A 26766-nucleotide genomic window follows, 5' to 3' on the forward strand; every position below is an offset into this window, starting at 1 on the left:
CGCCAACCCGGCGCGCCGCGACTGCCACCGGCGGGCCGCCGTAAGCTGCGACGCGTGCCTTCCGAGCGTGCGCGAAGTGTCGAGCGCCAGCCGACCAACGGTGGTGGACCACCCCCGCAGCGCGATGGCGATGAGACGCGCCCGCCGCGCGACGACGGGACCCGCCGCGAGCGCGACGGTGACGCGGCGGCCCCCGAGCGGCCTGCGACACCCGCTGGTTTCGACCCCACTCGACCGGCCGAACGCGCCGCCGACCCCGCCGGCTGGCGGCTCGCTGAGCCGGCGCGCGCAGCGCTGCGAGAGGTCATTGGCGGTCGCCGCGACATCCGCCGCTTCCGCCCCGACCCGGTGCCTGACGAGCTCTTGCGGAAGCTGCTGGAGGCAGCCCACATGGCGCCCTCGGTTGGCCTCATGCAGCCTTGGCGATTCATCGTCGTGCGCTCGCTCGAGACGCGGCGGGCAGTGCGGCGGATCGCACAGCGCGAGCGTCTCCGGCAAGCCGCTCGCTTTGCCGAGCGCGCCGACGATTTTCTCGACCAGAAGATCGAGGGGATCGTCGAGGCACCGCTTGGCATCTGCGTGTGCTGCGACAACGGTGAGCCCGGGGTTGAGGTTCTGGGCCGTGGCACGATCCCCGAGACCGCGCAGTTGTCGGTTGCCTGTGCGATTCAAAACCTGTGGCTGACCGCGCGTGCCGAGGGGCTCGGTGTCGGCTGGGTGAGCTTCTACCGCTTCGCCGACCTACGCCGCTTGCTCGGAATCCCCGAGCGCGTCGACCCGCTCGCCTGGCTGTGCGTGGGCTGGCCCGACGAGCGCCCGCCGCGCCCCGGCCTTGAGGCTGCGGGCTGGGCCCAGCGCTTGCCGCTCGAAGCGGTGGTGATGGAGGAGCGTTGGCAGCCCGAACGCGGGCGGGCCGCGCGCGCCGCGATGCGTCAGGGCGCCGGGGCGGGTGGGCGCGGCGCGGCAACCAGCAGCAAGGCCGGCGCGCGGGTAGCGGTGGCGAGCGCTGTGACCGCGCGCGGGGCGTTCACCAGCGCGCCGCCTGCGATGGGCGTGGTGGCCGCCAGCGAGGCGACTGCGCAGACGGCGGTTCGGGACTTGCTCGACGAGCTGGTAAAGCCGCCGCGCGGACTGGGGCGGCTCGAGGATCTCGCCACGCGCTGGGCGGCGATCACCGGTGGGCCGCCACCCGAGCGGCTGCGCCTGGGGGTGCTCGTCGCGTGCGGCGATCACGGGCACCTGCAGCACGGCACGAGCCTCTTCGAGCAGCGCGTCTCGGCGGAGGTGGCGGCGGCCGCTGCCCGCCGCCAAACGGCGGTCGGTGCGCTGGCGGCGGCGCTTGACCATCGATTGATCGTCGCCGACATCGGGCTCGCCGGGCCGACCCCGCGCGGCGTGCTAGCGCGCAAGGTGCGGGAGGGCACCCGCGACATGACGACCGAGCGGGCGCTCAAGACCGGCGAGGTCGAGGCAGCGATCGAGCAGGGTCGGCGGCTCGCCGCCGAGCTGGTCGCGAGCGGTGTGCAAGCGATCGCGCTCGGCGAGATCGGGATCGGCAACACCGCGACCTCCTCGGCGCTCGCCGCGCTGGCCCTCGATGCCGACCCAGACGCTCTGGTCGGTCGCGGCGCCGCGATGGACGCGCCCGGTCTCGAGCGCAAGCGTCGTGCCGTGCGCGCCGCTGTCGAGCGTCACCGCGGTGCAGCCCGCGAGCCGCTCCAGTGGCTCGAAGCGGTAGGGGGCCTCGAGCACTGCGCGCTGTGCGGTGCGCTGCTGGCGGCCGCCGAGGCGCGCGTGCCGGTGCTGCTCGACGGCTTCGCGGTCGGTACTGCCGCGCTGGTGGCCTGCGCGCTCCAACCCTCGAGTTGGGAGGTGCTGATCGCCGCCCACCGCTCCACTGAGCCGGGGCATGCGCTGGTATTGCGGGAGCTCGGCCTCGAGCCGCTGCTGGAACTGCGACTGCGGGCAGGCGAAGGCGCCGGTGCGGTACTCGCGGCCCGCTTGGTGGAGGCGACCGGCGCCGCGCTCGCGCGCATGGCGACCTTCGCCGGAGCTTCGGTCACGCGCAACCCGCGTGCTTGGCGAGCGGAGGGCGGGCACTGAGCGGCGACGGCGGCGCCGCTGACGGGCGGCTGCGCGACGCGGCTGAGGGGCGGCCTGGCGGCGCCGCTGAGGGGCCGCCTGGCGGCGCCGCTGACGGGCGGCTGCGCCGCACCGCTCGCGCGGCGCTCACGGCCCTCGCCGACGCTCTCGGTTTCCTCACCGTCGCACCGGTGCGCGCGAAGAGCGGGCCACCGGGGCCCGCCGCGATCGTGATCTTTCCGCTCGTCGGCGCCCTGCTCGGGGCGCTGGTTGGTGGCGTGCGCTGGGCGCTCGACGGCGTGCTCGGCGACGGATTGGCGGCGCTCGCCGCCGCCGCGACCCTCGTCGCGGCGACCGGCGCCCTGCACCTCGACGGCCTCGGGGACTGCGCGGACGCGCTCGGGGCGCGCGATCCGGAGCGGCGGCGCGCGGCGATGAGCGACCCGCGGCTCGGCACGTTCGGTGTGGTCGCCGTGGTGCTCTGGCTGCTTGCGCTGCAGACGTCGCTCGCCCGCCTCGACGCCGAACGCGCGCTACTAGCGACGATCGCGGCGGGCAGTTGTGCGCGCTTCGCCGCGCTTGCTCAGGCTGCGACTGCGGTGCCGGCCCGAGCGACGGGACTCGGCGCTACTTTCGCGCCCGGAGCGGGGACCGCACTGGCCGCTTCGGTGGTGGCGCTGCCGGGAGCACTCGCCCCAGCCCTCGCCAGCCCGCGCGGCTGGTTGCTCGGCCTGCTGCTTCTGGTCGGTGCGGGGGTCGTCGGGTTGCTCACCGGACTGTGGGCGACCCGAGCGCTCGGCGGCCGCAGCGGCGACACGTTGGGGGCGGCGATCGCTGGCACCGAGGCCCTAGCGCTGGTGGCGGCAGCAGCGGCGCTGGCGTGATCGCGACTCCGCTGAACGAACCGTGAAGCGATCCCGCGGTCCCACGAAACGCGCGTATGTCTCGCGTTCAAGCGGCACGGGTAAATGCCGAGTTGAAAGCCGATGGCGCACGCGTTCCAAGGTGGAGCGGGCGAGTGGTGGTCCACGCCGCTCGCCGGCAGCCCTCAGCCGCAAGGGACGGAGCCGATGACGATGCCGGCGCCGTCGTCCGCCGGCTCCGCTGAGGCTGTCGCGCGCGCGCTGGCGGCGGCCGGACGCTTGGCGGCGGTCGCAGCCAGCGGCCCCGGACCCGAGCTGCGGATGACCGTCGCGGCCGAGGCGCGCAGCGTGTTCGAAGCCGAGCGCGCCTTCTCGATCTACGCGCCGGACGAAGCGGGACGCTGCGAGCTGATCGCGGTAGGCCGCGGCACCGACGGCACGCGACCGGAAGCAAGCGAGGGTGCGCGGACCGGACTCTCGCGCGAGCGGCCACCGTCAGCGCTTGCGGGCGAAGCGCGCTCGTCTGAGGAGTGCTCGCGCGAGGAGCTCGCGGGCGAGCGGGCCCGTCGCTTGGCGGCCTTCGCCGCTGAACTCGCGGCACCAGTCCATCTCTTCGGGGAAGCGGCGCGCAAGCTGCGCATCGCGCTCGGTGCACAAGCCGTGGAGCCACTGTCGGGGGCCGAACCGCTGCTGTTGCTTCCCATCACGAGCGAAGGGAGCCAGCAAGCGCCGGTGCGCCAACTGCTGGTGCTCGATCGGCCGCGGCGCGAACCCGCTGCTTCCGGCGAGCTCGTGCAGGCGTTCGTCGATGTCGCTCGGGCGACGCTCGAGCACGCCCGCACCAGCGGCGAGCGGGCGCGCGAGCTGGCTCGGCAGGCGGCGCTCACCCGCGCTGCCCGCACGCTCAACGAGAGCCTCGACTTGCCACGCGTCCTCACCCAGATCGGTCGCGAGGCTGCTGGCATCCTCGAGGCCGACACCGCCGCCGTCTTTCGGGTCGCCCGCCGCGCGCCCGGTGCCCACGAGTTGGCCGGAGCAGACAGCAGCGCGGAGATGCTCGTGCTCGAGGCCGTTCACGGCTTGCCGCCTGAGGCGATCGGACTGCAGCTCGGTTACGGCGTGGGTGCGGCCGGCAAGGTCGCGGCTACCGGTCGACCGTACGTGACCGAGGCTTACGAGCGGGATCCCGGCGCCCCCCACGAGTTTTTCACCAGGCTGCGCGCGGGGCTCTGCGTGCCGATGCGCTGGGGCGGCCGCCTACGCGGCGTGCTCTGCGTAGGCTACCGCGAGCCGCGCCGCATCACCGCCGCCGAGCTGCGCACCCTCGAGTCGTTCGCGGAGCTGGCAGCGGTCGCCTGCCGCAACGCTTCCGAACACGAGAGCCTGGCGCTCGTGGCGCACAGCGACGCCCTCACCGGCTGCCTCAACCACGCGGCCTTGCAGGACACGCTCGCGCGCGAGGTCGAGCGCTGCCGGCGCGGCGGCCACCGCTTGTCGTTGCTATTGCTCGACCTCGATCACTTCGCGCAGATCAACGAGCGCTTCGGCCACCTGGTCGGCGACGAGGTCCTGCGTGCCGTCGGCTACGCGTTGCGCCAGACGGTGAGGGGCTTCGACTTCGTCGGGCGTTACGGCGGCGACGAGTTCGCGCTGGTGGTGGTCGATGCCGCCGAGAGCGAGGCGCGCGGCGCGGCTGAACGGGTCCGCGGCGCTGTCGCCCGCGCCGTCCAGGCGCTCGGTGTCCGGGTGACAGTGGGCGTCACGATCGGTCTTGCAGAGTGGCGTCCCGGGGAGACCGCGGCGGCTCTCGTGGCACGCGCCGAGCGCGCGCTCATGTACGGCAAGCTCCGCCTCGGACGGGACACGGTGGTGAGCGCTCGCAGCGTGCCGATCGACTTCGCGCTCGACCTGCCGCAGCGTGCTGTCGAGGCACCCCCGGCCGCCGAGCGACTGATCTCCGGCTTCGTCGAGGAGGCGAGCGCGCAGACCGTGCGTCTCCGTAAGCGAACTCGCCAACTTTCGCTGGCTGCGGCCCTCGGCGCGCGGATGGCGGCGATGACCGACGCGCAGCGCATCGTTGAAGCGGTTGTCGACGAGCTGCACCGAGCCTTCGGCTTTCACTCCTGCGCGGTCCTCCGGTTGGTGGGTGACGGCGACCAGTTGGAAGTGGCGGCGGCGCGCGGCCGGGTCACAGAGAAGGCGCCGAGCGCGCGGCTGCCGCGCGACGCCGGCTTGGTTGGCCGAGCGCTGCGCGAGCGTCGAGCGTTGGTCGCCCGCGACGCCAGCGCCGAGGGCGACGAATTCGGCCTCAGCGCGTTCGCTGATTGGGACGCCGCGCAGTCGCAGCTAGCGGTACCGGTGTGGGTGGAGGGGGAGCCGTGGGGGGCGGTTTTCGTTAGCGAGCGTGAGGTCGCGTGCTTCGACGATGACGACGCGGTCGCTCTGCAGGCGGTAGCCGACCTACTGGGAGCGTCGTTGCGCTCGGCGCGCCTCTACGAGCGTCTCGAGCGCGCCTACATGGGGACGTCCGAAGCGCTCGCCTCAGCCCTGGAGGCGAAGGACGCCTACACGGCGTCGCACTCCCGCTCACTGGTGCGCAACGCCGAAGCGGTAGCGCGCAAGCTGGGGCTCGACGAACGGGAGATCGAGAACATCCGTCTCGGCGCGATCTTTCACGACATCGGCAAGATCGCGGTTCCTGATCGAATCCTCAACAAGCCGGGTCCGCTGAGCGACGCGGAGCGCCGCGAGATGGAGCAGCACACGGTGATCGGCGAGCGCATCCTCCGGCCGGTCGAGTTTCTGCGCGACGTCTTGCCGATCGTTCGCCACGAACACGAGCGCTGGGACGGGAAGGGTTATCCCGACGGCTTGGCCGGTGAGGAGATCCCGCTCGGCGCGCGCATCATCCTCGTCTGCGACGCCTACGACGCGATGACCAGCGATCGACCCTACCGGCCCGCCCTGCCAGCGGAGGTCGCACGCCAGGAACTGGCACGGAACGCCGGTACGCAGTTCGATCCAAGGGTGGTGAGCGCGTTCCTGGCGCTGCTCGACGAACGCGAGGGTCCGGGCGGCGCCCCGAGCGAAGCCTCCTCGTCAGCAGCTGTCTCCAGCTAGGCGGACGCCGTCGCGTCGGTGGATCCGCGGCGACCGGACTCCACTAGGCGGATTCTGCTTGCTCCACTCAGGGGGACTCCGCGTGCCGCGCCAGCCGCCGGGGAACCTCCGCCTGGAAGCGGGCGAGCGCCTCGCCGACCTCGCCGAGCGGTGCCCGGAAGGCACGCTCAAGGAGCCGCTCGCCGCGGTCCCGCGGCGGTTGCTCGGCGGCGAGCGCGTAGAGCCGCGCGAGCGCGGCCTCGCCGTCGCGGTCAGCCAGTGCTGCTGCTACCGCCAGGCCGCCGAGTAGGGCGTCGCGCGGGCCGGGCGGCGGGCCACCGAGGGGGCCCTCGCGCAGCCGGGTGGCGAGAGCCGGTAGCAGCGCCTGGCCCTGGCCGGCGAGCACTGCCGCCGGACCCTCCCAGAGCCAGCCGAGTCGCCAGAGCCGCCAGCTGCGCGCAGGGGTAAGCGGGGGTGGCAGCGGCACGCCGTTGTGGGCGGCGACCACCTGCACGTAAAGGCGCCGCGCGGTTAGCGCAAGCGCGCGTAGCGAGGCGGCGCGCGGCGCCGCGCGTTGGCGGAGCGCGCGGGGTGCGAGCACGTGCAGTTCGCGGCCGCTCGGCCAGCCCGCGAGGTAGCGGCGGGCGGTCGCTGTCTGCGTCGCCCGCCAGGCGACGAGCGCCGGTTGCGCAGCGACCAACGAGGCGTCGCTCGGGTGCAGCACCACGTGCACCTCGCCGGGGGTCCGGGGGAAGAGCTGGCTCAGCTGCGCGCGAAACTCCTCGAGGTCGAGCAGCAGGTTCTGCGCGTCGTCGGTGTCGCTGCGTTCGTGGCGCGCGCCGAACGACGCCGACTGGCTTTCCGTCCAGGGCACAGCGCCACGCTAATCGGCCCGCCGCCGCCAAGCCCTGCCGCCGCCAAGCCCTGCCGCCGCCAAGCCCCTCCGCCGCCACGCCCTGCCGTTGCCACGCCCTGCCGTTGCCACGCCCTGCCGCTGCTGCGCGCAGCGACCTGCGGGTTGACCCGCACCCGCGCTGCTTGGACCAAAGTTCGATTGGCGCGCTTCGCGTTCGTGCCGATAGTGGAACCAGCAGCTGCAGCCGTCAGGGACGATGGCCCCTCTCGCCGACCACATACGACAGCGCGGACGCGCCTTGCGGGCGGGACTGTCGAAGCGTGCGGCAGGCGCCGCCAGCGCCGGTGGTTGGGTGCTCGTCGAAGTGTTGATGGGAGCAGTGATCGTCGCCGCCACGGCGACCGCGATCCTCGGCGGGCTCGACGGCTTTCAGCGTGCGACCACTGTCGACCGCTCGCGGTCGGTGGCGATGAGCCTCGCCGAGCAGGACATCGATCGCATGCGCGGGCTGCGCAACGACCAGCTCGCGAACCTCGACCAGACGCGCGTCGTGACGGTCAAGGGCGTCAACTACACGGTGCGCTCACGCGCCGACTGGTTGAGCGACAGCGGCACCGACGCCGGCTGTACGCAGCCCAACGCGCAAGCCAACTACCTGCGCCTGACGTCGACCGTCAGCTCGCCGGCGCTGCCAAGGCCGGTCACCTTGCGCACGCTCGTCACGCCACGCGGCACCCCCCTTGACGCGTCGGGCGGCGCGATCGTGTTGACGGTCGTCGATCGCAACGACCAGCCCCTGCCGGGCGTGACGATGCAGCTCTCCGGCCCCGTCAACTTGGTCGCAACGACCAACGACCAGGGTTGCGTGTTCTTCGCCGGCGTGCCCGGCGGCGATTACACGGTTACGGCACCCTCCAGCTACGTCCAGATGGACGGCAGCTCGCCGCCCACCTCGGTGGTCTCGCCGATCCCCGGGCAGACGGTGAACAAGACGATGAAGATGGATCGTCCGGGGAAGATCCGCGCGCAGATTGCCACCAAGGTGGGCGGCACCCTCTTCCAGTCGCAGGCGACGACGCTCTCGGTCGCCAACGCCAGCTTGCCGTCCCCGAACTACCGGACCTTCACCATTGGCAGCCCTGCCACCCAGATCACCACCGGCGACCTCTTCCCGTTTCCTTCCGGATACGGCGTCTTCACCGGCGGCTGCGCGGCCAACAATCCGACCGTCTACGCCGCCAACTACTTCCAGACGAACCCCGGTCTCGGGACCCCTGGGCCTGGCGACACGGTCGATGTGACGGTCATCCAACCGGCGATCAACGTGGTGGTGAAGAACTCGTCGGGGGCGGTGATGGCTGGCGCCGAAGTCGTCGCTTACAGCCAGGACAGCGGCTGCTCCCAGACGTTCCGCAAGCTCACGAACAGTCAGGGCAAGCTCAACGATCCCGGTTTTCCGTTCGGCAATTACCGGATCTGTGCCGACAACAACCAGTCGGGCAGCAGCGCGCGCTACGCCTACGCGAGCGGAACGATCGCCAACACCTCGCCCGACGGTACCGCGACGATCACGATCACCGTTCCGTCCAGCACTTCCGCCCGCGGGAGGTGCCCATGAGCGTGCGCGAGCAGCGCGGCTTCACGCTCATCGAGCTGCTGGTCGGAGTAACCGTCGGTCTGCTGGTGCTGGGCGCCGGCCTCGCCGTGCTCGACCGCTCGTGGGGGGCGTCGTCGGAGATCAGCGATCGCGCCGCGGGACTGGCGGCGGCGCGTACCGCGATGGCCGAGGCCACGCGCGTGCTGCGCAGCCAAGTCTGTCTCGGTTCCAACCCGCCGCTGATCTACGCCGACCAAAACCGCGTCCGCTTCTACGTCGATCTGAGCGACGGGACGAGCCGCAACCAGGTCCAGATTCGCGAGCTCGCATACGATCCCACGACCCGCAAGCTGACCGAGAGCGTGTGGCTGCCGACCGGCGGCACCTACCCGAACCTCACCTACCCCGCGTCACCCACCCGCAGCAACCTGTTGCTCGACAACGCCTACCCGGTCGACGCCTCGACGCCGATCTTCAGGTACTACGCGTGGGACACGACCAACGGCGGCGCGAGCGTGCTGCTGCCGGCGCCGCTCTCCGCCAGCGACCGCGCGCGCACGATTCGCATCGTCGTCGCGTTCGAGGCGCGTCCCTCGAACCGTCCGTCGGCGGCTAAGCGCGCGAGCGACGTGCAGAACGAAGTCTTCGTGCGTTCTGCCGACAACACCAGCTCCACCGGAGGTCCCTCCTGTGGTTGACCAAGTGCGAGCACGCCTGCGCGACGTCTGGCTTTCGCAGCGGGGCTTTACGACCGTCACGCTGATGGGCGTCCTGCTGGTCGGCGGGCTGCTCGTGGCGGCCGCCTTCGCCGCCGTGGTGCCGGACATCCGGGCGTCCTCAATCGACATGCAGCGCAAGCGCGCTTGGGCGGCAGCCGAAGCCGGCGTCGCCTACTACTCGTACAAGCTCGCCGTGAACCCCAACTATTGGGCGCAGTGCGACAACGTGCCGCCCCCCAACGGGAGCGACCCGAACCCCGTCAACCAAGCCTGGAACGGCAGTGGCAGTGATCCCCGGCGTTGGCGGACGGTGCCAGGGGACACCTCCCAGTACACGATCGAGCTGCTGCCCGCGCCCGGCCAAACCGCCTGCAATCCGAGTGACCCGGTGGGGTCGATGATCGATCCGGTAAGCGGAACCTTCCGAATCCGCGTGACCGGGCGCTCACGGGCACCTCTCAGCGCCACCGACCAGCCGGTTAAACGCAGCATCATCGTGCGTTTCAAGCGGCGGAGCTTCCTGAACTTCATTTACTTCACGGACTTCGAGACCGCCGATCCCGCCACCTACAGCGACCCTGATCAACAGGCCTGGGCGAGCTCGAACTGCCAGCGCTACCGCCGTAACGGCCGCCCCTCGGGCTGCACCAACATCTACTTCCTCTCGGTCGACTACGTACGCGGGCCGTTCCACACCAACGACGGCATCTACGTCTGCGGAAGCCCAACGTTCGGACGCAACGCCCAGGATCCAGTCGAGATCTCCGAATCCCCGCCCGGCTGGAGCGACTCCGGGTGCTCGGGCTCCGGGTCACCGGTCTGGCAGGGCGCCTACACGCCCGGGGCACCGGTGCTTGACATGCCGCCGACCAACGGCACGCTCAAACAGCAGACCGACCCGCGCTACCTGTTCCAGGGTAAGACGGTGATCACCCTGAGCGGCAACTCGATGACCGTCGACAACCCCGCGAAGTGCAGCTCGCTCGGGCTCTCCAACCCCTGCAGCATGCCGTTGCCAAGCAACGGGCTGTTGTACGTCGACCGCGCCGATGGCGGCTGCCCGACCCCGTACGACCAGCGCGCTCAGTATCAGAGCGCGGCAAGCTGCGGCGAAGCCTGGGTGCGCGGAACCTATGCGCAGCCGCTCACCATCGGCGCCGCCGACGACATCGTGGTGAACGGCAACATCACGCGTTCCGGCGACGTCCTGTTGGGCCTGATCGCCAACCAGTTCGTGCGCGTCTACCACCCCGTTACGTCGACCGGCAGCAACGCGCCGGGTGCGCTCTCGAACCCGTCGATCGACGCCGCAATTCTCGCGCTCGCGCACTCCTTCATCGTTGACAACTGGAGCAAGGGATCGCCGCTTGGGACGCTCACCGTCAACGGCGTGATCGCGCAGCGCTTCCGCGGGCCGGTCGGGACCTTCAGCGGTGGCACCGTCAACAGTGGCTACGCCAAGAACTACACCTACGACGATCGCCTGCGTTTCCGCAGCCCGCCGTTCTTCCTGGACCCGGTGCGCGCCGGCTGGAAGATCGTCGAGCAGCACGAGCAGGTGCCTGCGCGGTAGCGCCTGCGCAGCGACGGGCGTGCGCTGCGACGCGCTTGACCCTAGGCGCTCGGAGTGCGATCGCGGAGCACGCGCGCTCAGCTCCCGAGCGCTCCGCTCCCGCCCGTCAACCCCGCTACGGCGGCCCTGCTAGCGCGCCCTGCTACGGCGCTTACAGCGGTTCCCGCGCCTAGAGCGCCGCCGTGGGCGCACCCACCCCTGCAGCGATCGCCTCGATCTCGGTGGCTGCGCGCTCGAACTCTTCATCGGAGAGCACCGGTGTGCCCTCGAACGGCAGGTCGCGCTGCAGCTCAATCCACGAACGACAGCCGTGGTACTCGGGTCGCACGCGCACGGTCACCGGACGCGGGATCCGGTAAGTCCTGAGGACGATCACGTGGAGCGGGAAGCGGGGCTTCCAAGCCAGCCGCTTTTGCGCGTAGTCGGGCGTCCAGACGTGGTACGGGGTGAGCGCCTCGACGACGCGCGGATCGGTCACCAGGTAGCTGGCGGCGACCTCCGCGAAAGCGCGGATACGCACGCGGCTCGGCTGCTCGATGCCGCCGTCCTCGAGCAGATCGTCCGGCGAAGGCTCTTCGCCCTCCGGCCACACGCCCTCCTCGAGCGCGCGCGGCAGCTCTGGCAAGTGCGACTCCCGCACCAGGTCGTTGCGCTGGTGATCGAACGTCGGGTACAGGAAGAAGCGGTCGTGCTCCAGCTCGAAGTGTTTGCTGTCCTCGCGGATGCCGCCCTTGCGGAGCGTGAGCAGCTGCTCGCCCTCGGCAAGGGCGCGCACCGTGACAGCCCATTCCTTTAGCGCTACCGGCATCTCTTTCGCAGTCGCTCGTTTCCCAGGGAGTTGCGGCCGATCGGCGCAGCGGCCGCGGAATTGTTGCGAAGGCGCGCTGATTTTTCAAGGGGTGCGGCGGGGGGCTGAGCGCGCTCCCCCGGCCACCTCGGCGACCGCCGCGAAGTCCTGGTCGCCGAGCCCAAGCGCTAGCGCGCGCTCGTAAAGCCGCTCGGCGGTGCGTGCGAGCGCCGGCTCGAGGCCCAGTTTTTCGGCCTCGTCCAGGTAGTGGCGAAGGTCCTTCAGCATGTGTCGCAAGCGGAACAGCGGCGTGTAGTCGCGTGCCAGCATCGCTGGGGCTTTCAACTCGAGCATCTGCGAGCCGCTCGAGCCGGCGCGGGCGACCTCGAGCCAGCGCTGCGGATCGATCCCGGCCGCTTGCACGGTGGCCAGCGCCTCGCCCACCGCCGCCGCGTTGATCGCGGTGACGGCGTTCGCGATCACCTTCGCGAAGGCACCGTGCCCGCGACCACCGACGTGGACGATCAGCTCGCCCATCGCCTCGAGCAGTGGCCGCGCGCGAGCAACGACCTCGCTGTTGCCGCCGACCATGAAAGTCAGGGTTGCTGCCTCAGCGCGCGGCCGCGAGCCCGTGACCGGGGCGTCACAAAAGGCGATCCCGAGCGCCGCCAAACGATCGCCGATGCGACGCGCGGCGGTCGGCCCGATCGTCGAACAGTCGATCGCCATCGCGCCCTGGGCGAGCGTGCTAGCGGCGCCCGCGGACCCGAGCAGGGCCTCTTCGACCTCGGGCGCGTCGGGCAGCATCGTTACCACCGCGTCGGCGTTCTCTGCCGCGGCTGCCGGCGTCGGATGGGCGCTCGCGCGGTGCTCGCGGGCGAAGCGCTCGGCTTTCTCGCGTGTGCGTGTCCAGACCCGTAGCTGGTAGCCGGCACGCGCAAGATTGCGCGCCATCGGCCAGCCCATGATCCCGAGCCCAAGAAACGCCACCGTCCGCATCGCCCGCGGAAAGTAACGACCACCGCCGCCCCGCGGCACGTTAGGCGCCGCGTTCGCTGGGTCGACCGAAGCCGCCGCCACCGGGTGTCTCGATGCGCAGGCGATCCCCGGGCTGCAAGCTGCCGGCGACCTTCGGCCCGAGCTCCTGCCCGTTCAAGAAGTTGCGGCCCGGCAGGCCGGGCGCGCCGCCGGCCGCCCCGGGCGGCGCGTGCCGTCGCCGCTCGCTGATCAAGGCGAAACGCATCGGCTCGAGCGCCTCGAGCTCGCGCACGACGCCGTCGCCACCGCGGAAGCGGCCGGCGCCGCCGCTACCCCGGCGCACCGCGTAGCGCACGCAGCGCACCGGAAACTCCGCCTCGAGCGCCTCGATCGGCGTGTTGAGCGTGTTCGACATGGCGACGTGCACGCAGCTCGGTCCGTCGGCGTCGGGGCAGGCGCCCTGCCCGCCGCCGATCGTCTCGTAGTAGGTGAAGCGCTCATTACCGAGCGTCAAGTTGTTCATCGTGCCCTGCCCGAGGGCGCGGCCAAAGGCCCGCAACACGAGGTCCGCGACGCGCGAGGAAGTCTCGACGTTGCCGGCGGCGACGGCGGCCGGTGGCCGGGCGTTGAGCAGCGACCCTTCAGGCACGATCACGCGCAGCGGGCGCAGGGCACCCGCCGAGGCGGGGGCGTCGGGGTCAGTGAGTACCCGCAGCGCGAACCAGCAGGCCGAGAGCGTGACGGCGAACGGGCAGTTGAGGTTGCCGTCGTGCTGAGGGGCGCTGCCCGAGAAGTCGAGCTCAAGCTCGTCTGCGCGCACCGTCGCACGCAGTCGCAGCTCGAGGTCGCCGTCGGGCGCTTCGAGAAAGTCACGAGCAGTGCGCACGCCGTCGCCCAAGCGCGCGATGCCGGCGCGGGTGCGGCGCTCCGCGTAATCGAGGGTCTCCGCGAAGGCGCTCGCCAAGCGCGCGCTACCGAGTCGCTCGGCGATCTCGGCGAGCCTGCGCGCACCGTGACGCACGGCCGCGAGTTGGGCAGTGAAGTCGGCGCGGCGTTCCCGCGGGTTGCGCATCCGCGAGACCAGGCGTTCGAACAGCGCCTCGTCGACGCCGCGCGCGTCGGCGATCCGCGTCGGTGGTATCACCACCCCTTCGTCGTCGAGCGTGCGCGAATCGGCTGGCATCGAGCCAGGCTGGCGCGCGCCGACGTCGGCATGGTGGGCGCGCGCTGCGGCATAGCCGATCGTGTGTCCGCGCACCTCGACCGGTGCCACGACGGTGACATCGGGCAGGTGCGTACCGCCGCGAAACGGGTCGTTGAGGATCCACACCTCGCCGGGTCGTGGGCGCTCGGCGATGACCGCTGCCACGGCGGCGGGCATCGCTCCCAGGTGGACGGGAATGTGCTCGGCTTGCGCGACCAGGCAGCCGGCGGCGTCGAACAGCGCCGTCGAACAGTCCCGGCGCTCCTTGATGTTCGCGGAGTACGCCGAGCGCACCAGCACCGCGCCCATCTCCTCGCAGGCCGAGCGCAGCGCGGCGAGCGTCACCCGCAGCTCGACGGGGTCGAGGCGCGCCCGCGGGTTCGGGGCGGGCCGGTGGTCGTGCCTCACCGGGGCGCCTCCCGCTCGAGGATCAACGACGCGCGCCCGAGCCGCGCTCGCCAACCCGGCGGCACGAAGGCGGTCGCTCCCGACAGCTCGACCACCAACGGGCCGCTCCCCGCGACGGGACCGCTGGCCACCCCCGCGGCGTATTCGCGTCCTCGCCAGCGCACACCGTGAGTGGCGCGTAAGCGGCCCGGGGTCGGCGCCGGCAAGTCGACGGCCGGCGCTTCGCCGACGGCAGCGACGCGGACGGTCACGAGTTCCGGCTCGGCCTGCGGGTCGTGCCAGCCGTAGCGCGCCTGGTGGGCCTCGTCCAGCAGGGCCCTTAGTTCGCCCACCGTCGTTTCCGGCGGAGCCTCGAGGTCGAGCTCGAAGGACTGTCCCCGATAACGCAGCTCGTAGGTCACGCGGAGCTCAGCCTCGGGCTCGCCGAGCGCGTCGCGTGCGCGTGCCGCGAGCTGCGCGACCGTGCGCCTGAGCGCGCCGTCGGTAAGCGCATCGCCGCTGAGCAGGACGCTCGCCACGGCGTCGCGACGCCGCTCGGCGGTCGCAAGCCCGAGCGCCGAGAGCACGCCGGCCGCGAGCGGCACAAGCACACGGCGCATGCCGAGCTCCTCGGCGATGCGCGCGGCGTGGAGTGGACCGGCACCACCGAACGCGCACAGCGCCAGGCCACGCGGATCGATACCGCGCTCGACGGTGAGCACCTGTACCGCCTGCGCCATCTCGGCGCACGCCACCTCATAGATCCCTTCGGCGCAGCTCGGCGCGTCCATTCCGAGGGTGGCGGCGAGCGTCGCGATCGCGCGCGCCGCCGCCCCGCGGTCCGGCCGCAGCTCGCCCCCCAGCGACACGTCCTCGGGCAAATAGCCGAGCAGCAGGTTGGCGTCGGTCACCGTCGCCTCGTGGCCGCCGCGGCGGTAGCAGGCCGGTCCCGGCACGGCGCCAGCCGAGCGGGGCCCGACGCGCAGCGCGCCGCCCTCGTCACGCCAAGCGATCGAGCCGCCACCGGCGCCGACCGTATGCACCTCGACCAGCGGCAGAGCCAGCGGTCGCCCGGCGACGATGCCACCCAGCACGACCCTTGCACGGCCGTCGCTGGCCAGCGAAACGTCGCACGAAGTCCCGCCCATGTCGAGCGCCACCGCCCGCGTCTCGCCCTCGATTGCGGCGAGACGTGCGGCGGCGACGGCGCCGGCCGCTGGTCCCGACAGCACCGTCCAAGCCCCGTGGGCGGCGGCGGTCGCGGCGTCGGCCGTGCCGCCGCTCGACAGCATCACTTCGGGAGCCGGTAGCCCCGCCGCGCCAGCGCGCCGCTCCAGCTGCCGCAGGTAGTCGCGAAGACGCGGCGAAACCGCCGCGTCGACGATCGTTGTCGCACAGCGCTCGTACTCGCGGAAAACGCCCGCGGTCTCGTGCGACAGCGAGACGTGAGCGTGCGGGTGGCACTCGCCGAGGAGCTTCGCCAGCTGGCGTTCGTGGTGCGGAAAACGGAACGACCAAAGCAGGCAGACGGCAAACGCCTCGCAGTCAAGCTCGCGTAGTCGGTCCGCCAGGGCTTCCCCGGCCAGCGCCCTCACTACCCCGTGCGGGCCGCAGCGCTCCGGCACCCCGATCCGCAACTCCGGCGGTACCAGCGGCGGCGGATGGTGCTCGCAAAGCCGGTACAGCGAGCGACGGTTTTGACGCCGCAGCTCCTCGAGATCTTCGAAACCGGCCGTCGCTAGGAGCGCCGTGCGTGCCAGTTTCCCCTCGAGCAGGGCGTTGGTGCCGACGGTCGTGCCGTGAACGAAGTGCGCGACCTCGTCGGCCTCGACGCCGGCGGCTGCGAGCGCGCGCTCGATCGCGGCGAGGGCACCTTGCGACTGGTCGGTCGGCGTCGTCGCTGCCTTCGCCTGGACGACGCGCCCGGCGTGCGCGACCACTGCGTCGCTGAAGGTGCCACCAACGTCGACGCCGACGATCGCCCCACGCACCGGCTCGCCCATCGGCGCGGCACGCTAGCGACCGTGCCGTGCCAACGAGCGCTCGCCGGCCGACGGCGGCCGCGCGCGCATTTCGCGCAGCGGCGCCGACCTGGCGTCAGGCCGCGGCGGCGGCTTCGAAGCGCTCCTCGAGGTGCTTGTGCGAGGGGCAGTAGCGGCGCCCCGGTAGCGGCACGCGCTGGCACGGGGTGCCCTTGCGAGTGCTCGCATGACAGCGCAAGGGACTGCCGTCGAACGTCACGCCCTCGCGCCAATGTTCCTCGACGTAGGCGGTTGCGAGCCGCAGGTGACGCTCGATCACCCGCAGCACACGCGACTGCTCGTGCAGGGGAAACAGCGTGCGCACCTCCTCGAACAAGAAACGCGTCGGGTGCGCGAAGTAGTGGCGATCGGTCGCCAGCCGCTCGATCGTCGCCTCGCACGCCTCGAGCAGACGCCGGCGGGCCGCAATCGCGCCACCGACCGTCCGATCGCCGTGGACCAGTGGAGCAAGCTCTCTGTAGATCGCCCGGCTGAATTGGTACATGGCGGTCCGTACCTCCCTCCCGCGGAGCCTCGCCGCTCACGGGCTCTCAGCCTTCCTTCTCACCCGTAAAAACGAAGGGGCTGTTAACGGCGAGTTAAGGGTTGGCGAGCCCCGGTCGGACTTGTCGCTCTGCCGCGAGCGAGGCCACTCGGCGGGGAGGAGGGACGCGCCTGGAGACGACGAGTCACTCGCCCGGCCGCAGCAACCAGTCCATCCGTCGCCGCGCGTAGAGGAGCGGTTCGCCGGGGTGTACCTCGCCGACTTCGACGTCGCCAACCACGATCGTGTGGTCGTGGTGGCCGAAGGTGGCCGATCGGCGGCAGCGCAAGTACCAGATCACGTCCTCAAGGCACGGCACGCCCTCGTCCCAGCGCCAAGCGAGACCGGCGAACTTGTCTTCCGCCTTCGCCGCGAAGCGCTCGGCGATCGCGAGCCCACGTTCGGCTCGCAGGAGGTGCACGCCGAAGCGCCGGCCCTCAGTGATCGCGCTATGCGATCGCGCCGATCGCGCCACCGACAAGAGCAACGACGGCGGCGACGCGCTGTAGGAGGAAACAGAGGTCGCCAAAAGGCCACGGGGGCTGCCGGCGGCGTCGCGTGCGGTGACCACGCACACACCGGCGGGCAGCATCGCCATCGCCTCGCGGAAGAGCTCTACGAGGGTGTGCGGGCGGCTCGCCGGCAAGGTCGGCGATGCTAGCGCCGCGCGCCGCTGGCGCGCTCGCGCGGTCGCAGAAGATGGGCGGCCGCAAAAAGTGGGGGAGGCCCCGGGGAGTCGTTCCCCAGGGCCTCCCGCCCTGCCCCCTGTGCGAGTTGCGCCCGACGGCGATCGCTCACGTGTCGGGCGCGACCCGGAAACCGGGACGCGTCCCGCGTCCCGGAAGCTTCGTCACGATTGCGGAAAGCTCTCTGCCTCCTGGACGCACCCCTGCTCGCGCTGCTGCGGTCGTGGGGCACCACCGCTTGCGGTCGCGCCCATCGTCGTTGTGGAGGAAGCTGGCCGACCAGCCAAACGCGAGAGACGTTACCAGCTCTCGAGCTCTAGATACTTCGTATCCATTGGCCGCGCGACTTGCTCTAAGGCGAGCGCATCGTCCGCGGTCGGCGGCCGCCGGTACAGGAAGTGCTTGCGCTCGAACACTGGCTGCGGCTCGGGGTGCTCGCGGCGGCGATGCACACCCCTGCTCTCGGTTCGAGCGAGCGCGAAGGCGGCCACCAGCCGCGCGAGCGGATGCGGGTCCACCAGTAGCTGGCGCAAGCCCTCGGCGTGCCGTTCGATGCCGGCGTATCGCCACAGACGGGCGCGTGTTGGCGGTGTAGGAGTGGGCGAGGGAAGCGGCGGCGGTAGGTGCGCGGGCGGCTCGAGCGGTGGCTCATCGAGCGCGCGCCGAACCGCCCGGTGGGCGAACACCAGACACTCGGCGAGCGAGTTGGAGGCCAAACGGTTGGCGCCGTGTAGACCGCTGCAAGAGCACTCGCCGACGGCGTAGAGGCCGGGCAGCGAGGTACGCGCGTCGAGGTCGGTGGCGACCCCGCCGATCGCGTAGTGCGCGGCCGGTGCGATCGGAATTAGTTCGCGCTGAGCGTCGATCCCGGCCTCGCGCAACGCTCTAGCAATGTTCGGGAAGCGCGACCGCAGCGGGAGCTCGCGCGCGTCGAGGTAGACGCGGTGCCCCGCCGACAGTCGCCGCCAGATCGCCAGCGCGACCTCGTCGCGGGGCGCCAGTTCGTTGCAGAACCGTTCGCCGCGCTCGTCCAGCAGCCGCGCGCCCTCGCCCCGCACCGCCTCGCTGATCAGGAAGCCGTCGAGCGGTCCGGGTAGCGCCAGCGCCGTGGGATGGAACTGCAGGAACTCGAGGTCAGCGACCTTGGCGCCGGCCGCCAGCGCCAACCAAACCCCTGAGCCGACGGCGCCGGTCGGGTTAGTCGTGCGCTCCCACAGTGCTGCATGGCCGCCGGTGGCGAGCACCGTCGCCCGCGCCCGCAGCTCGAGCAGCTGGCCGTCCGCAGTGCGCGCCAACGCCCCGCTGCAAGCTGGCGCCGCGTCCGCGGCCGGTAATAGGCGTACTACCCGCGTCTGCTCGAGCACCGTGATGCGCGGGTCGGCGGCCGCTAGCGCCGACAGGCGGCGCGTGACGCGGCGGCCGGTAGCGCTACCGCCGGCGTGCACGATGCGGCGCCGCGAATGACCGCCCTCGAGGCCGAGTTGCAGCGCGCCATCGCGGCTGCGGTCGAAGACGACCCCCAGTTCCATCAGCTCCAGCACGCGCAGCGGGGCTTCCCGCGCGACCACTTCAACCGCCTCCGGTCGGCAAGCGCCGCGCCCTGCGCGCAGCGTGTCCTCGGCGTGCAGTTGTGGTGCGTCGTCGGGGGCCAGCGCCGCGGCGATGCCGCCTTGCGCGCGCCAGCTCGCACTCGCGTCGAGCGCGGTGCTGGACGCCAAGATCACGCGCGCCCGTGAGCGCGCTGCCACGATCGCGGCGAAGAGGCCGGCCAGTCCGGCGCCCACCACCAGCACGTCGCAGGTCAGCGCAGCGGCGAGCTCGTGCCGCTCGACGACCTCTCGCCGCGCATCGTCCACCTTGGGGGCGGTACGGTAGCCGGCCGTGGCGATCGCCTTCTTCCGGCACGAGCTCTGCCGTGAACACGACACCGGGCCGGGCCATCCGGAGCGTCCCCAGCGACTCGCGGCAATCGAACGCCGTCTAGCCGATGCCGGCTGGCCGCATCTCGAGCTGATCGAGGCGCCAGCCGCCGACGAGCAGCAGCTGTTGCGGGTCCACAGCGCCGCGCACCTCGAGCGTGTGCGCAGGCACGTGGCTGCCGGCGTGCCGCTGGACCTCGACACGCCGGTGTCGCCGCGGTCGCTGGACGCGGCCCTGGTCGCGGCGGGCGCTGCCTGTGCGCTCGCCGAGGCGCTGCTGACCGGTAGCTACGAGCGCGGTTTCGCGGCCGTGCGTCCGCCTGGACACCACGCCGAACCGGAGCGCGCGATGGGCTTCTGCCTCTTCAACAACGTTGCTTGCGCGGCCGCCCACGCTTTCGCCCTCGGGGCCAAGCGGGTGGCGGTGGTCGACTTCGACGTCCACCACGGCAACGGCACCTGCGAGGCTTTCCGCCGCTCGGATCGCTTGCTCTTCGCAAGCATCCACCAGTGGCCCTTCTACCCCGGAACGGGAGCGCTCGAAGACGTCGGGTCCGGGCCGGGGCGCGGATACACGATCAATCTGCCGGTTCCGGCGGGCAGCGCCGGCGACGACTGGGTGGGCCTGATCGCGCACGTCGTGGTTCCCGCCCTGCGACGCTTCGCGCCCGACCTGGTCCTCGTTTCGGCGGGCTACGACGCGCACCGTGCCGATCCGATCGGCGGCTGCCTTTTGGAGACCGACGACTACGCGGAGATCACCCGCCACCTGGACCTGGTGGCGCGTACGCTGGGGGTTCCTCTTGGCTTCGTGCTGGAAGGCGGCTACGACCTCACAGCGTTGGCCGAATCGGTGCTCGCCACGATCGTTGCCCTCGCCGAGCCGGCCGAGGTTACGGAGCCGCAGCGCTCGCCGCTCGTCGAGCGTGCGCTCGCGGCGCTCGCGGGCGCCGTGCCATTACTCGCACGCTGAGCTGGCAAGCACCAGCGCCGCCGCGCTGGGGCCGCGGTTGCGCGCGGTGCGGCCGGCCGAGCGCGACCGATCGAACATGCGTCCGCGACCTGCGCCGCTGCTCCCGCGCGCCGGCGGTCGCGCCGAGCGTAACCGTGGGAGGCGTTTGTGCACGGCACGACCGCGACAAGCGGGCGGTGTGTCCGTCGAGGGTACTCCGCCGTATTGCGCCTGCTAGATGCGGGGACGCTCGGTGTCGGCCTGGCTGCGCTCGCCGCTGGGCTCGCGGGGGCGACCCTCGCGGTGCTCACCGGGGCTCCGGCTTCGGAGCGCGCCGCCGAGCTGGCGGCGGCGGCGGCGTGGGTGCTCTGGGGCGGACGCCCGCCCGCGCGGTCGCGTGCGGCCGCACGCGACGCCGCACCCCCGGCGCCGGGTTCGGCGGCCGGGCGGTTGCGCTGGTCGCCGGCGCTGCGCATGGTCGCCGGCTCGTTGCTGGCGCTGATCTGTGCGCTGTCGTCGTCGAATGCATTCGCCGCGCGGGCTGGCACGGTCGCCGTGCTCGACGTTGTGGCGCTCGCCCTGGGCGCGGCGCTGGGCTGCCTGATCGCTCTCGAGGCGGCCCGTGAGGGTCAGCGCAGCGCCCGCCTAGCGGCTGCGCAGAGCGCTCTCGACCAACGCGAGCAGGGCTTCGCGTCGCCGTTCGAGCGGAAAGCGCTCAAGCACCCGACGACGCGCGCGCTCGCGCGCGGTCTCGGGTAGCTCGAGCGCCCGGCGGACGCCCGCCGCGAGCGTCTCCGGTTGCGGGTCTGGCACGATCACACCAGCGTCGCCGACGACCTCGGGCATCGCGGTGGCATCGACGACGACCGGGATCGCACCGGCCAGCATCGCCTCGGCGACCGCCATCCCGAACCCCTCATGCCGCGAGGCTTGTACGTAAACCGCGGCCCGCGCCATCAGCTCCCGTAGCTGTGGCTCTTCAAGCCAGCCGGTGAACTCGAGGTTCGCAGGCGCCTTCGCCCGCAGCTGCTCGACCGCATCGTCGAGCCAGGGGCCGGCGAGAACGAACCGCACGTCGGGCAGCAGGCGCGCGGTTTCCACGAACGCCTGTTGGCCTTTCTGTACGAGCGTCGTGCGATCGATGTAGCCGACCGAGACGACCAGCGGCTCGCGCGGCGTCGGCGGGAGGGTGCCGTAGGGATCCGGAACGCCGTGATAGATCACGGTCACCCGCTCCGGCGGGATCGGCGTGTTGCGTGTGATCTCCTGGAGCGAGTAACGCGAGTTCGTCACGAGGCGGCTGGCTCGTCGCATCACGAAGCGGCTGGCGAAGCGCCGAAAGCCGCCCTGTTGGAGCCCGTAACCGATCTCCGGCATGTTCGCCGTGTCGAAGCCACCGATCACTAGCACCGAGGGCTTGCCGAGCAGCCAGGCGAGGGTGATTGGGGGGCCGGTGTGCCAGGAGGCGAACCAACCGAAAACGAGGTCGCAGCGCGCAACCCGCAAGGCCACGTCGGCGGGGGGCAGGCGCCCGGGCTGGTAGAGGTCCTCGACCTCGAAGCGTTCGGCGAGGATCGCGCGGTCGATCTCCACGAAGCTGGCCTTGCGGCTGTGCACGAAGAGGATCCGCGCACGTCGCTCGCTGCCCGTGGGCGGTGCCGCGCTTGGTCGCGTCATGGGCCGGCGACCCCGGGTTCAGTCGCTGGGCCGGCGACCTCTGGTCCGACCGCTTGCGCGGCGGCCCCTGCTAGTGGCGGGTAACCGTGCTCGAAGCAATCCACCCACGCCGCCAGCTCGAGCAGGCAGTACAGCGTTTGCGCGTAGTTGGCGCGGCCCGAGCGGTGCGCGCGAACCAAGTCGGCCACGGCCTCGCCGTCGATCAGTTCTGTAACCGCTGCGCCGGGCTGGTAACGGCGCTCCACCTCGGCGCCGAGTTCCGCCCGCAACCAGCGCTCGTAGGGGGTCGCGAAGCCGTGCTTCGGTCGCGCCACCAGCTCCTGCGGCAAGAGCCCGCTGACCGCCAAGCGATGCAAGTACTTGCCGCGCCTCGGTCGCACGCGACGGCGCCCGGGGATCCGCTCGACGAAGCGCAGTAGCTCGAGGTCGAGGTACGGGACTCGCAACTCGAGCCCCGCCGCCATCGTCATCTTGTCGTTGGCGATCAGCAGATGGTCGGGCAGCCACAGGTGTGTGTCGACGTACAGCGCCTGTTCGACGAGATCGCGGTCGGCCACGTCGGCTGCGACCTCGGCGACCAACGCCGCCCGTTCCACCTCGGCCTCGGTGGGCAGACTGCCGGTGAGGCGGCGACGCAGGTCGGGTCCGGCGACCTCGACCAGGCGCCCGAGTGCCGCTGTCGTCGGACGCGTCCCGGCCAGCGCAGCCAGGCGCCGAAGCGCAGGCGAGCGTGGTGCTTGTCGGGCCAGACCGCGCGCGAGCGGGCCGAGCGGCCATGGCAGTGCAGTGAGGGCACGCAGCGCGAAAGCAGCCTGATGGCGCCGGTAGCCGCCGTGCGGCTCGTCGGCCCCCTGGCCGGCGAGCACGACCTTCACTTGGCGGCGCGCAAAGCGTGCGAGCTCGAGCAGGACCGGTGCCGAGGGGATGCCGCAGGGCTCCTCGAGGTGCGCGATCGCCTGCGCAACAGCGTCCGCCATCTCACCGGCGGTGAAACTGGTCTCGTGGTGTCGGGTGCCCAGAAGCTCGGCGGTCCGACGGGCCGCGGTGCGCTCGTCGAGCGTCGGGCCAGCGCCCGGAAAGCCGATCGTGAACGTCTGCGGCGGCTCGCTCGAGCGCTGCGCCATGGCGGCGACGATGGCGGCCGAGTCGACGCCGCCGCTGAGCAGCGCCCCGTAGGGAACGTCGGACATCATCTGCCGCTCGACCGCGTCGAGCAGGCGGTTGCGTAGCTCCTCGGCCAGCTCCTGGTCGTCGAGGTCCTGGAAATGGGCGGCAGGTGGCCGCCGGTAGGTCGACACCCGCGGCGGACCGCCGACCACCGCCACCAGCAGGGAGGTCGCCGGCAGCTTGCGGATACCGGCGAACAGGGTTCGCGGCGCCGGCACGAAGCGCCAGGCGAGAAAGTGATCGAGCGCCACGTGGTCGATGCCGCCGACGGGCACCCCGGCCGCGAGCAGCGCCTTGATCTCCGAAGCTGCGAGCAGGCGACGGCCGTCGCTCCACCAGTAGAGCGGCTTGACGCCGAGCGGGTCGCGCACCAGCACCAGGCGTTGGGCGGCGGCGTCCCAGAGTGCTGCCGCGAAGATGCCGTTGAGGCGCGTGAAGACGTCCGTGCCCCACTCCTCGTAGCCGTGCACGACGACCTCGCAGTCGGAGCCGGTCGTGAAGCGATGGCCGCGCTCCTCGAGCGCCTTGCGCAGCGGCAGGTGGTTGTAGATCTCGCCATTGACCACCGCCACCACGCGGCCGTCTTCGCTGCGCAGCGGTTGCGCTCCGCCCAGCGGATCGACGATCGCCAGGCGCGTATGCACGAGCCGGACGGGGCCGAGCGTGGCTGCGCCCTCGCCATCCGGGCCGCGGTGGCGGAGGGCAGCGAGCATCAGCCGGTCGACCTCCTCCGGAAAGGAGCCTGCGGGATCGAGGATCGCGCCTACGCCGCACATCGGCGGGGAATGTTCGCAAGCGGTCACGTTCGTGGCAGTGCCGTCACCGCGTGGGGAGGAGGGTGCAAGCGACGGTCGCCGGGACCGTCCGCTAACCGACCAAGGAGGCAGCGATGTCGATCGAACCCTTCACGACCGCCTACTACCGCGCCGGTGCGGCGACGCATGCCTGCGCTTGCGACCTGCAGCGGCGGCTCGCCAGCGCATTGCGCAGCGAACGCGGCCAAGGGACGGTCGAGTACGTGGCACTGATCCTCTTGGTCGCCCTCGTGATGGCCGGGGTGGTTGCGTCCGTCAAAGGTTTCAAGACCGACAAGGGCGGCACGCTCGCCGACGCCTTGCTCAACAAGATCAGCGACGCAATCGACAAGGTGAAGTTCTGAGCCGCGCCTTGGCTCTCTCGCCCCGGCTCGTTACGAGGTGATCGCGCCGGCTGCCGGCGTGCGAGCATTGAGGAGGTGTCAGCAAGCGATCGCAGTGCGTCGACCACCGAACCCGCTAACCGCGACAGCGCGACCGGCCCCGACGTCGGGACGGTCGCGCCGGTGCGTGCTGGTGGCCGCCGAGCCGACCAGCTGAGGCCGGTTTCGATCGAACCCGACTTCGTGCGCACGGCGCTTGGCTCGGCCCTGATCGCGATCGGCGGAACAAGGGTGATCTGTACGGCGAGCGTCGAGGATCGCGTGCCGGCGTGGCTGGAGGGCAGCGGCGAGGGTTGGCTAACCGCCGAGTACGGGATGCTCCCGGCTTCGACCGGTGAGCGCAAGCAACGCGACGGGGCGCGCGGACGGCCGGACGGGCGCACCGTCGAGATTCAGCGGCTGATCGGACGGGCGCTGCGGGCGGTGGTAGACCGCAAGCGCCTCGGAGCGCGCACAGTCTGGATCGACTGTGACGTGCTCGAGGCCGACGGCGGTACCCGCTGCGCTGCGATCACGGGCGCCTACGTCGCGCTGGCACTGGCGGTCCGGCGCCTGCGCGAGCGAGGCGCGATCGAAGAGGACCCCTTGCGTGCCTCGGTGGCAGCGGTCTCCTGCGGTGTGGTGGACGGTTGGGCCCTGCTCGATCTCGACTATGCAGAGGATTCACGCGCCGAGGTCGACATGAACGTCGTGCTTGCCGATGCTCGCGACATCGTCGAGGTGCAGGCCACCGCCGAAGAGGCACCTTTCGCGCGCGCTCGTCTCGACGAGTTGCTGGCGCTCGCGAGCGCCGGCTGCGAAAGCTTGCGGCAAGCGCAGTGCGCGGCTCTTGCCGCAGCCAACGATCGCTGACGTGCGCCTAGTCGTAGCGACCCGCAACCCGCACAAACTTGCTGAGCTCGAACGCCTGCTCGCGCCGCTCGAGCTCGAGCCGTTGCCGAGTGGGGTAGAGCTTCCGCCGGAGACCGGCTCGAGTTTCCGCGAGAACGCTCTCATCAAGGCTCGTGCCGCCGCTCGCGCGACCGGCAGGCCGGCGATCGCCGACGACTCCGGTATCTGCGTGCCGGCCCTCGGCGGCGCGCCCGGCGTGAACTCCGCGCGCTTTGCGGGCGAGACGGCAAGTGACGCGGAGAATCTCGCGAAGCTCGTGGAGGAGATGCGGGGTCACCCCGATCGCTTTGCCTACTACGTGTGTGTGCTTGCCTACGTCGTCCCGCGCGAAGGTCGCGAGATCGTGGTCGAAGGGCGTTGCGACGGCAACCTTGCGGATGCGCCGCGCGGGAGCGGTGGCTTCGGTTACGACCCGCTGTTCGTGCCGCTCGAGATCGGCGACGGTCGCACGATGGCGGAGCTTACGCAGCAGGAGAAGAACGCAATCAGCCACCGTGGCCGGGCCGCGCAAGCATTGCTCGCCGCGCTCGGCGAGGAGTCATCCCGCTGATGGCAGAAGGGGGCTACGCAGGCGGCCAGTTGCGCCACGCAGGCGGCCAGTTGGCGCTGCGTAAGTCGCGCGCGGCGGCGCTCTCAATCGCCTCCAACTCGCTGCTCATAGTTCTCAAGTTGGGGGCCGGGTTGGCGACCGGCTCGATTGCGATCCTCACAGAGGCCGTTCACTCCGCTATCGACCTGGTCGCGTCGCTGGTCGCCTTCGCTTCGGTTCGCAAGGCCCATCAGCCACCCGACCGCAGTCACCCCTACGGCCACGAGAAGATCGAGAACCTGGCGGCGGCGATCGAGGGCGTTCTGATTCTGGTCGGTGCCGCGGTCATCGCCTACGAGTCGGTGCGACGGTTGACGGGCGGCGGCGAGTTGCGCTTGCTCTGGACGGGTGTGGTGGTGATCGCGCTGTCCCTGGCGGTAAACGTCGCGGTCAGCCGCTACCTCTACCGGCGCGCCCGCGAGACCGACTCGCCGGCGCTCGCCGGCGACGCGGCGCACCTGTCGACCGACGCGCTGACCTCGGCGGGCGTGCTGGTTGCGCTGGTGTTGGTTGAGCTCACCGGTTTCGAGGCGCTCGACCCAATCACGGCGCTGGTTGTCGCGGCGGTGATCGTCGTCGCCGGCGTGAAGCTACTCAACCAATCTTCGCGCGTGCTCGTCGACGAGAGCCTCCCCGAGGGCGAGCTCGAACTGATCCGAGAGGCCGTCGAGGGGCACGAGGCACGCGAGGTACTGGGCTTCCACAAGCTCCGGGCGCGGCGGGCAGGGAGTAGGCGGTACGTCGATATGCACGTGCAGTTCGGCCGCGGTACAAGCCTCGAACGGGCGCACGAGCTGGCGCACGAGCTGCAGCGGCGGATCGAAGAGCGACTGGGCAAGGCCGACGTCCTGATCCACCTCGAACCCGAGGGAGCCGCAAACGGCGACGACTCCGAGGCGGCGGACGCCCCGGCGGGGCAGGTCCGTGCGTCCAGGCCGCGTCGAGAGAGCTAAGCGGCGACCGAGCGGTCGCCGATA

22 protein-coding genes are annotated in these 26766 nt (G+C 71.5%); 12 read left to right on the forward strand and 10 right to left on the reverse strand.

Annotation, left to right across the window (positions count from 1 at the left end; translation table 11 throughout):
- The first annotated feature begins 54 nt into the window (after positions 1–54).
- The 3 genes from cobT (at position 55) to BLW41_RS06280 (ending at position 6065) form a co-directional block, all read left to right on the forward strand.
- Entirely contained in the window at positions 55–2103 is a 2049-nt protein-coding gene (gene cobT / locus BLW41_RS11375) for a nicotinate-nucleotide--dimethylbenzimidazole phosphoribosyltransferase (RefSeq protein WP_177169384.1), read from the forward strand.
- Positions 2079–2966, forward strand: a complete 888-nt coding sequence (gene cobS, locus BLW41_RS06275) for an adenosylcobinamide-GDP ribazoletransferase (RefSeq protein ID WP_093117440.1) — start codon at positions 2079–2081, stop codon at positions 2964–2966. Before cobT ends, cobS begins: the two co-directional genes overlap by 25 nt.
- Before the next feature lie 186 nt (positions 2967–3152).
- Positions 3153–6065 carry an HD domain-containing phosphohydrolase gene (locus BLW41_RS06280; RefSeq protein ID WP_177169385.1) on the forward strand — a complete coding sequence of 971 codons (2913 nt, stop codon included), beginning with the start codon at positions 3153–3155 and terminating at the stop codon, positions 6063–6065.
- Between the two features lie 67 nt (positions 6066–6132).
- Here BLW41_RS06280 and BLW41_RS06285 read toward each other — a convergent pair whose 3' ends face one another.
- Positions 6133–6918, reverse strand: coding sequence for a hypothetical protein (locus BLW41_RS06285; RefSeq protein ID WP_093117444.1), 786 nt, complete (start codon positions 6916–6918; stop codon positions 6133–6135).
- 238 nt (positions 6919–7156) lie between these two features.
- Between BLW41_RS06285 and BLW41_RS06290 the strand changes: the two genes are divergently transcribed.
- From BLW41_RS06290 to BLW41_RS06300, 3 genes are read left to right on the forward strand one after another with little or no spacing between them, the layout of a single operon-like run.
- The gene (locus BLW41_RS06290; RefSeq protein ID WP_143038634.1) at positions 7157–8518 is read left to right on the forward strand and encodes a carboxypeptidase-like regulatory domain-containing protein; all 1362 of its coding nucleotides are present in this window, start codon (positions 7157–7159) and stop codon (positions 8516–8518) included.
- Complete coding sequence (locus BLW41_RS06295) at positions 8515–9195, forward strand: PilW family protein (RefSeq protein ID WP_143038635.1); 681 nt, start codon at positions 8515–8517, stop codon at positions 9193–9195. The genes BLW41_RS06290 and BLW41_RS06295 overlap by 4 nt, the downstream gene beginning before the upstream one ends.
- A complete protein-coding gene (locus tag BLW41_RS06300) occupies positions 9188–10789 on the forward strand; it encodes a hypothetical protein (RefSeq protein ID WP_093117450.1) in 1602 nt (533 codons plus the stop codon). Before BLW41_RS06295 ends, BLW41_RS06300 begins: the two co-directional genes overlap by 8 nt.
- Positions 10790–10958: 169 nt before the next feature.
- Here the strand turns inward: BLW41_RS06300 and BLW41_RS06305 are convergent, their stop codons facing one another.
- The 7 genes from BLW41_RS06305 to BLW41_RS06335 all read right to left on the reverse strand — a co-directional run bounded on the left by BLW41_RS06305 (position 10959) and on the right by BLW41_RS06335 (position 19252).
- Positions 10959–11597: a DUF1802 family protein gene (locus BLW41_RS06305; protein ID WP_093117452.1), complete on the reverse strand. Its 639-nt coding sequence runs from the start codon at positions 11595–11597 to the stop codon at positions 10959–10961.
- 84 nt (positions 11598–11681) lie between these two features.
- Positions 11682–12575: an NAD(P)-dependent oxidoreductase gene (locus BLW41_RS06310; protein ID WP_143038636.1), complete on the reverse strand. Its 894-nt coding sequence runs from the start codon at positions 12573–12575 to the stop codon at positions 11682–11684.
- Between the two features lie 40 nt (positions 12576–12615).
- Positions 12616–14166 (reverse strand): hydantoinase B/oxoprolinase family protein, encoded by a 1551-nt coding sequence (locus BLW41_RS06315; protein WP_093118819.1) that lies wholly within the window; start codon positions 14164–14166, stop codon positions 12616–12618.
- Entirely contained in the window at positions 14163–16148 is a 1986-nt protein-coding gene (locus BLW41_RS06320; protein ID WP_093117456.1) for a hydantoinase/oxoprolinase family protein, read from the reverse strand. The genes BLW41_RS06315 and BLW41_RS06320 overlap by 4 nt, the downstream gene beginning before the upstream one ends.
- Before the next feature lie 94 nt (positions 16149–16242).
- Positions 16243–16671, reverse strand: a complete 429-nt coding sequence (locus BLW41_RS06325) for a hypothetical protein (protein ID WP_093117458.1) — start codon at positions 16669–16671, stop codon at positions 16243–16245.
- A 184-nt stretch (positions 16672–16855) separates the two neighbouring features.
- Entirely contained in the window at positions 16856–17356 is a 501-nt protein-coding gene (locus BLW41_RS06330) for a flavin reductase family protein (RefSeq protein ID WP_093117460.1), read from the reverse strand.
- Positions 17357–17695: 339 nt separating this feature from the next.
- The gene (locus BLW41_RS06335) at positions 17696–19252 is read right to left on the reverse strand and encodes an L-aspartate oxidase (protein WP_177169387.1); all 1557 of its coding nucleotides are present in this window, start codon (positions 19250–19252) and stop codon (positions 17696–17698) included.
- Positions 19253–19277: 25 nt separating this feature from the next.
- On the opposite strand from BLW41_RS06335, the gene BLW41_RS06340 reads away from it, so the two are divergent.
- Both BLW41_RS06340 and BLW41_RS10720 read left to right on the forward strand, forming a co-directional pair.
- Positions 19278–20288 (forward strand): histone deacetylase family protein, encoded by a 1011-nt coding sequence (locus BLW41_RS06340; RefSeq protein WP_093118821.1) that lies wholly within the window; start codon positions 19278–19280, stop codon positions 20286–20288.
- A 204-nt stretch (positions 20289–20492) separates the two neighbouring features.
- A complete protein-coding gene (locus BLW41_RS10720) occupies positions 20493–21026 on the forward strand; it encodes a hypothetical protein (protein ID WP_143038637.1) in 534 nt (177 codons plus the stop codon).
- Here BLW41_RS10720 and BLW41_RS06345 read toward each other — a convergent pair.
- Both BLW41_RS06345 and asnB read right to left on the reverse strand, forming a co-directional pair.
- On the reverse strand, positions 20913–21944 hold the full coding sequence (locus tag BLW41_RS06345) for a glycosyltransferase family 4 protein (RefSeq protein WP_093117465.1): 1032 nt from the start codon (positions 21942–21944) through the stop codon (positions 20913–20915). The genes BLW41_RS10720 and BLW41_RS06345 overlap by 114 nt on opposite strands.
- On the reverse strand, positions 21941–23887 hold the full coding sequence (gene asnB / locus BLW41_RS06350; RefSeq protein WP_093117467.1) for an asparagine synthase (glutamine-hydrolyzing): 1947 nt from the start codon (positions 23885–23887) through the stop codon (positions 21941–21943). The genes BLW41_RS06345 and asnB overlap by 4 nt, the downstream gene beginning before the upstream one ends.
- A gap of 113 nt (positions 23888–24000) precedes the next feature.
- Between asnB and BLW41_RS06355 the strand changes: the two genes are divergently transcribed.
- The 4 genes from BLW41_RS06355 to BLW41_RS06370 all read left to right on the forward strand — a co-directional run bounded on the left by BLW41_RS06355 (position 24001) and on the right by BLW41_RS06370 (position 26742).
- Positions 24001–24270, forward strand: coding sequence for a Flp family type IVb pilin (locus BLW41_RS06355; protein WP_093117469.1), 270 nt, complete (start codon positions 24001–24003; stop codon positions 24268–24270).
- Positions 24271–24432: 162 nt separating this feature from the next.
- Positions 24433–25161, forward strand: a complete 729-nt coding sequence (rph, locus tag BLW41_RS06360; RefSeq protein ID WP_093118823.1) for a ribonuclease PH — start codon at positions 24433–24435, stop codon at positions 25159–25161.
- A gap of 1 nt (position 25162) precedes the next feature.
- Positions 25163–25750: an RdgB/HAM1 family non-canonical purine NTP pyrophosphatase gene (gene rdgB / locus BLW41_RS06365; protein WP_218138293.1), complete on the forward strand. Its 588-nt coding sequence runs from the start codon at positions 25163–25165 to the stop codon at positions 25748–25750.
- Positions 25750–26742 carry a cation diffusion facilitator family transporter gene (locus tag BLW41_RS06370; protein WP_093117473.1) on the forward strand — a complete coding sequence of 331 codons (993 nt, stop codon included), beginning with the start codon at positions 25750–25752 and terminating at the stop codon, positions 26740–26742. The genes rdgB and BLW41_RS06370 overlap by 1 nt, the downstream gene beginning before the upstream one ends.
- The last annotated feature ends 24 nt before the right edge of the window (positions 26743–26766 follow it).

This window comes from Thermoleophilum album (assembly GCF_900108055.1).
Classification (GTDB): Bacteria; Actinomycetota; Thermoleophilia; order Solirubrobacterales; family Thermoleophilaceae; genus Thermoleophilum; species Thermoleophilum album.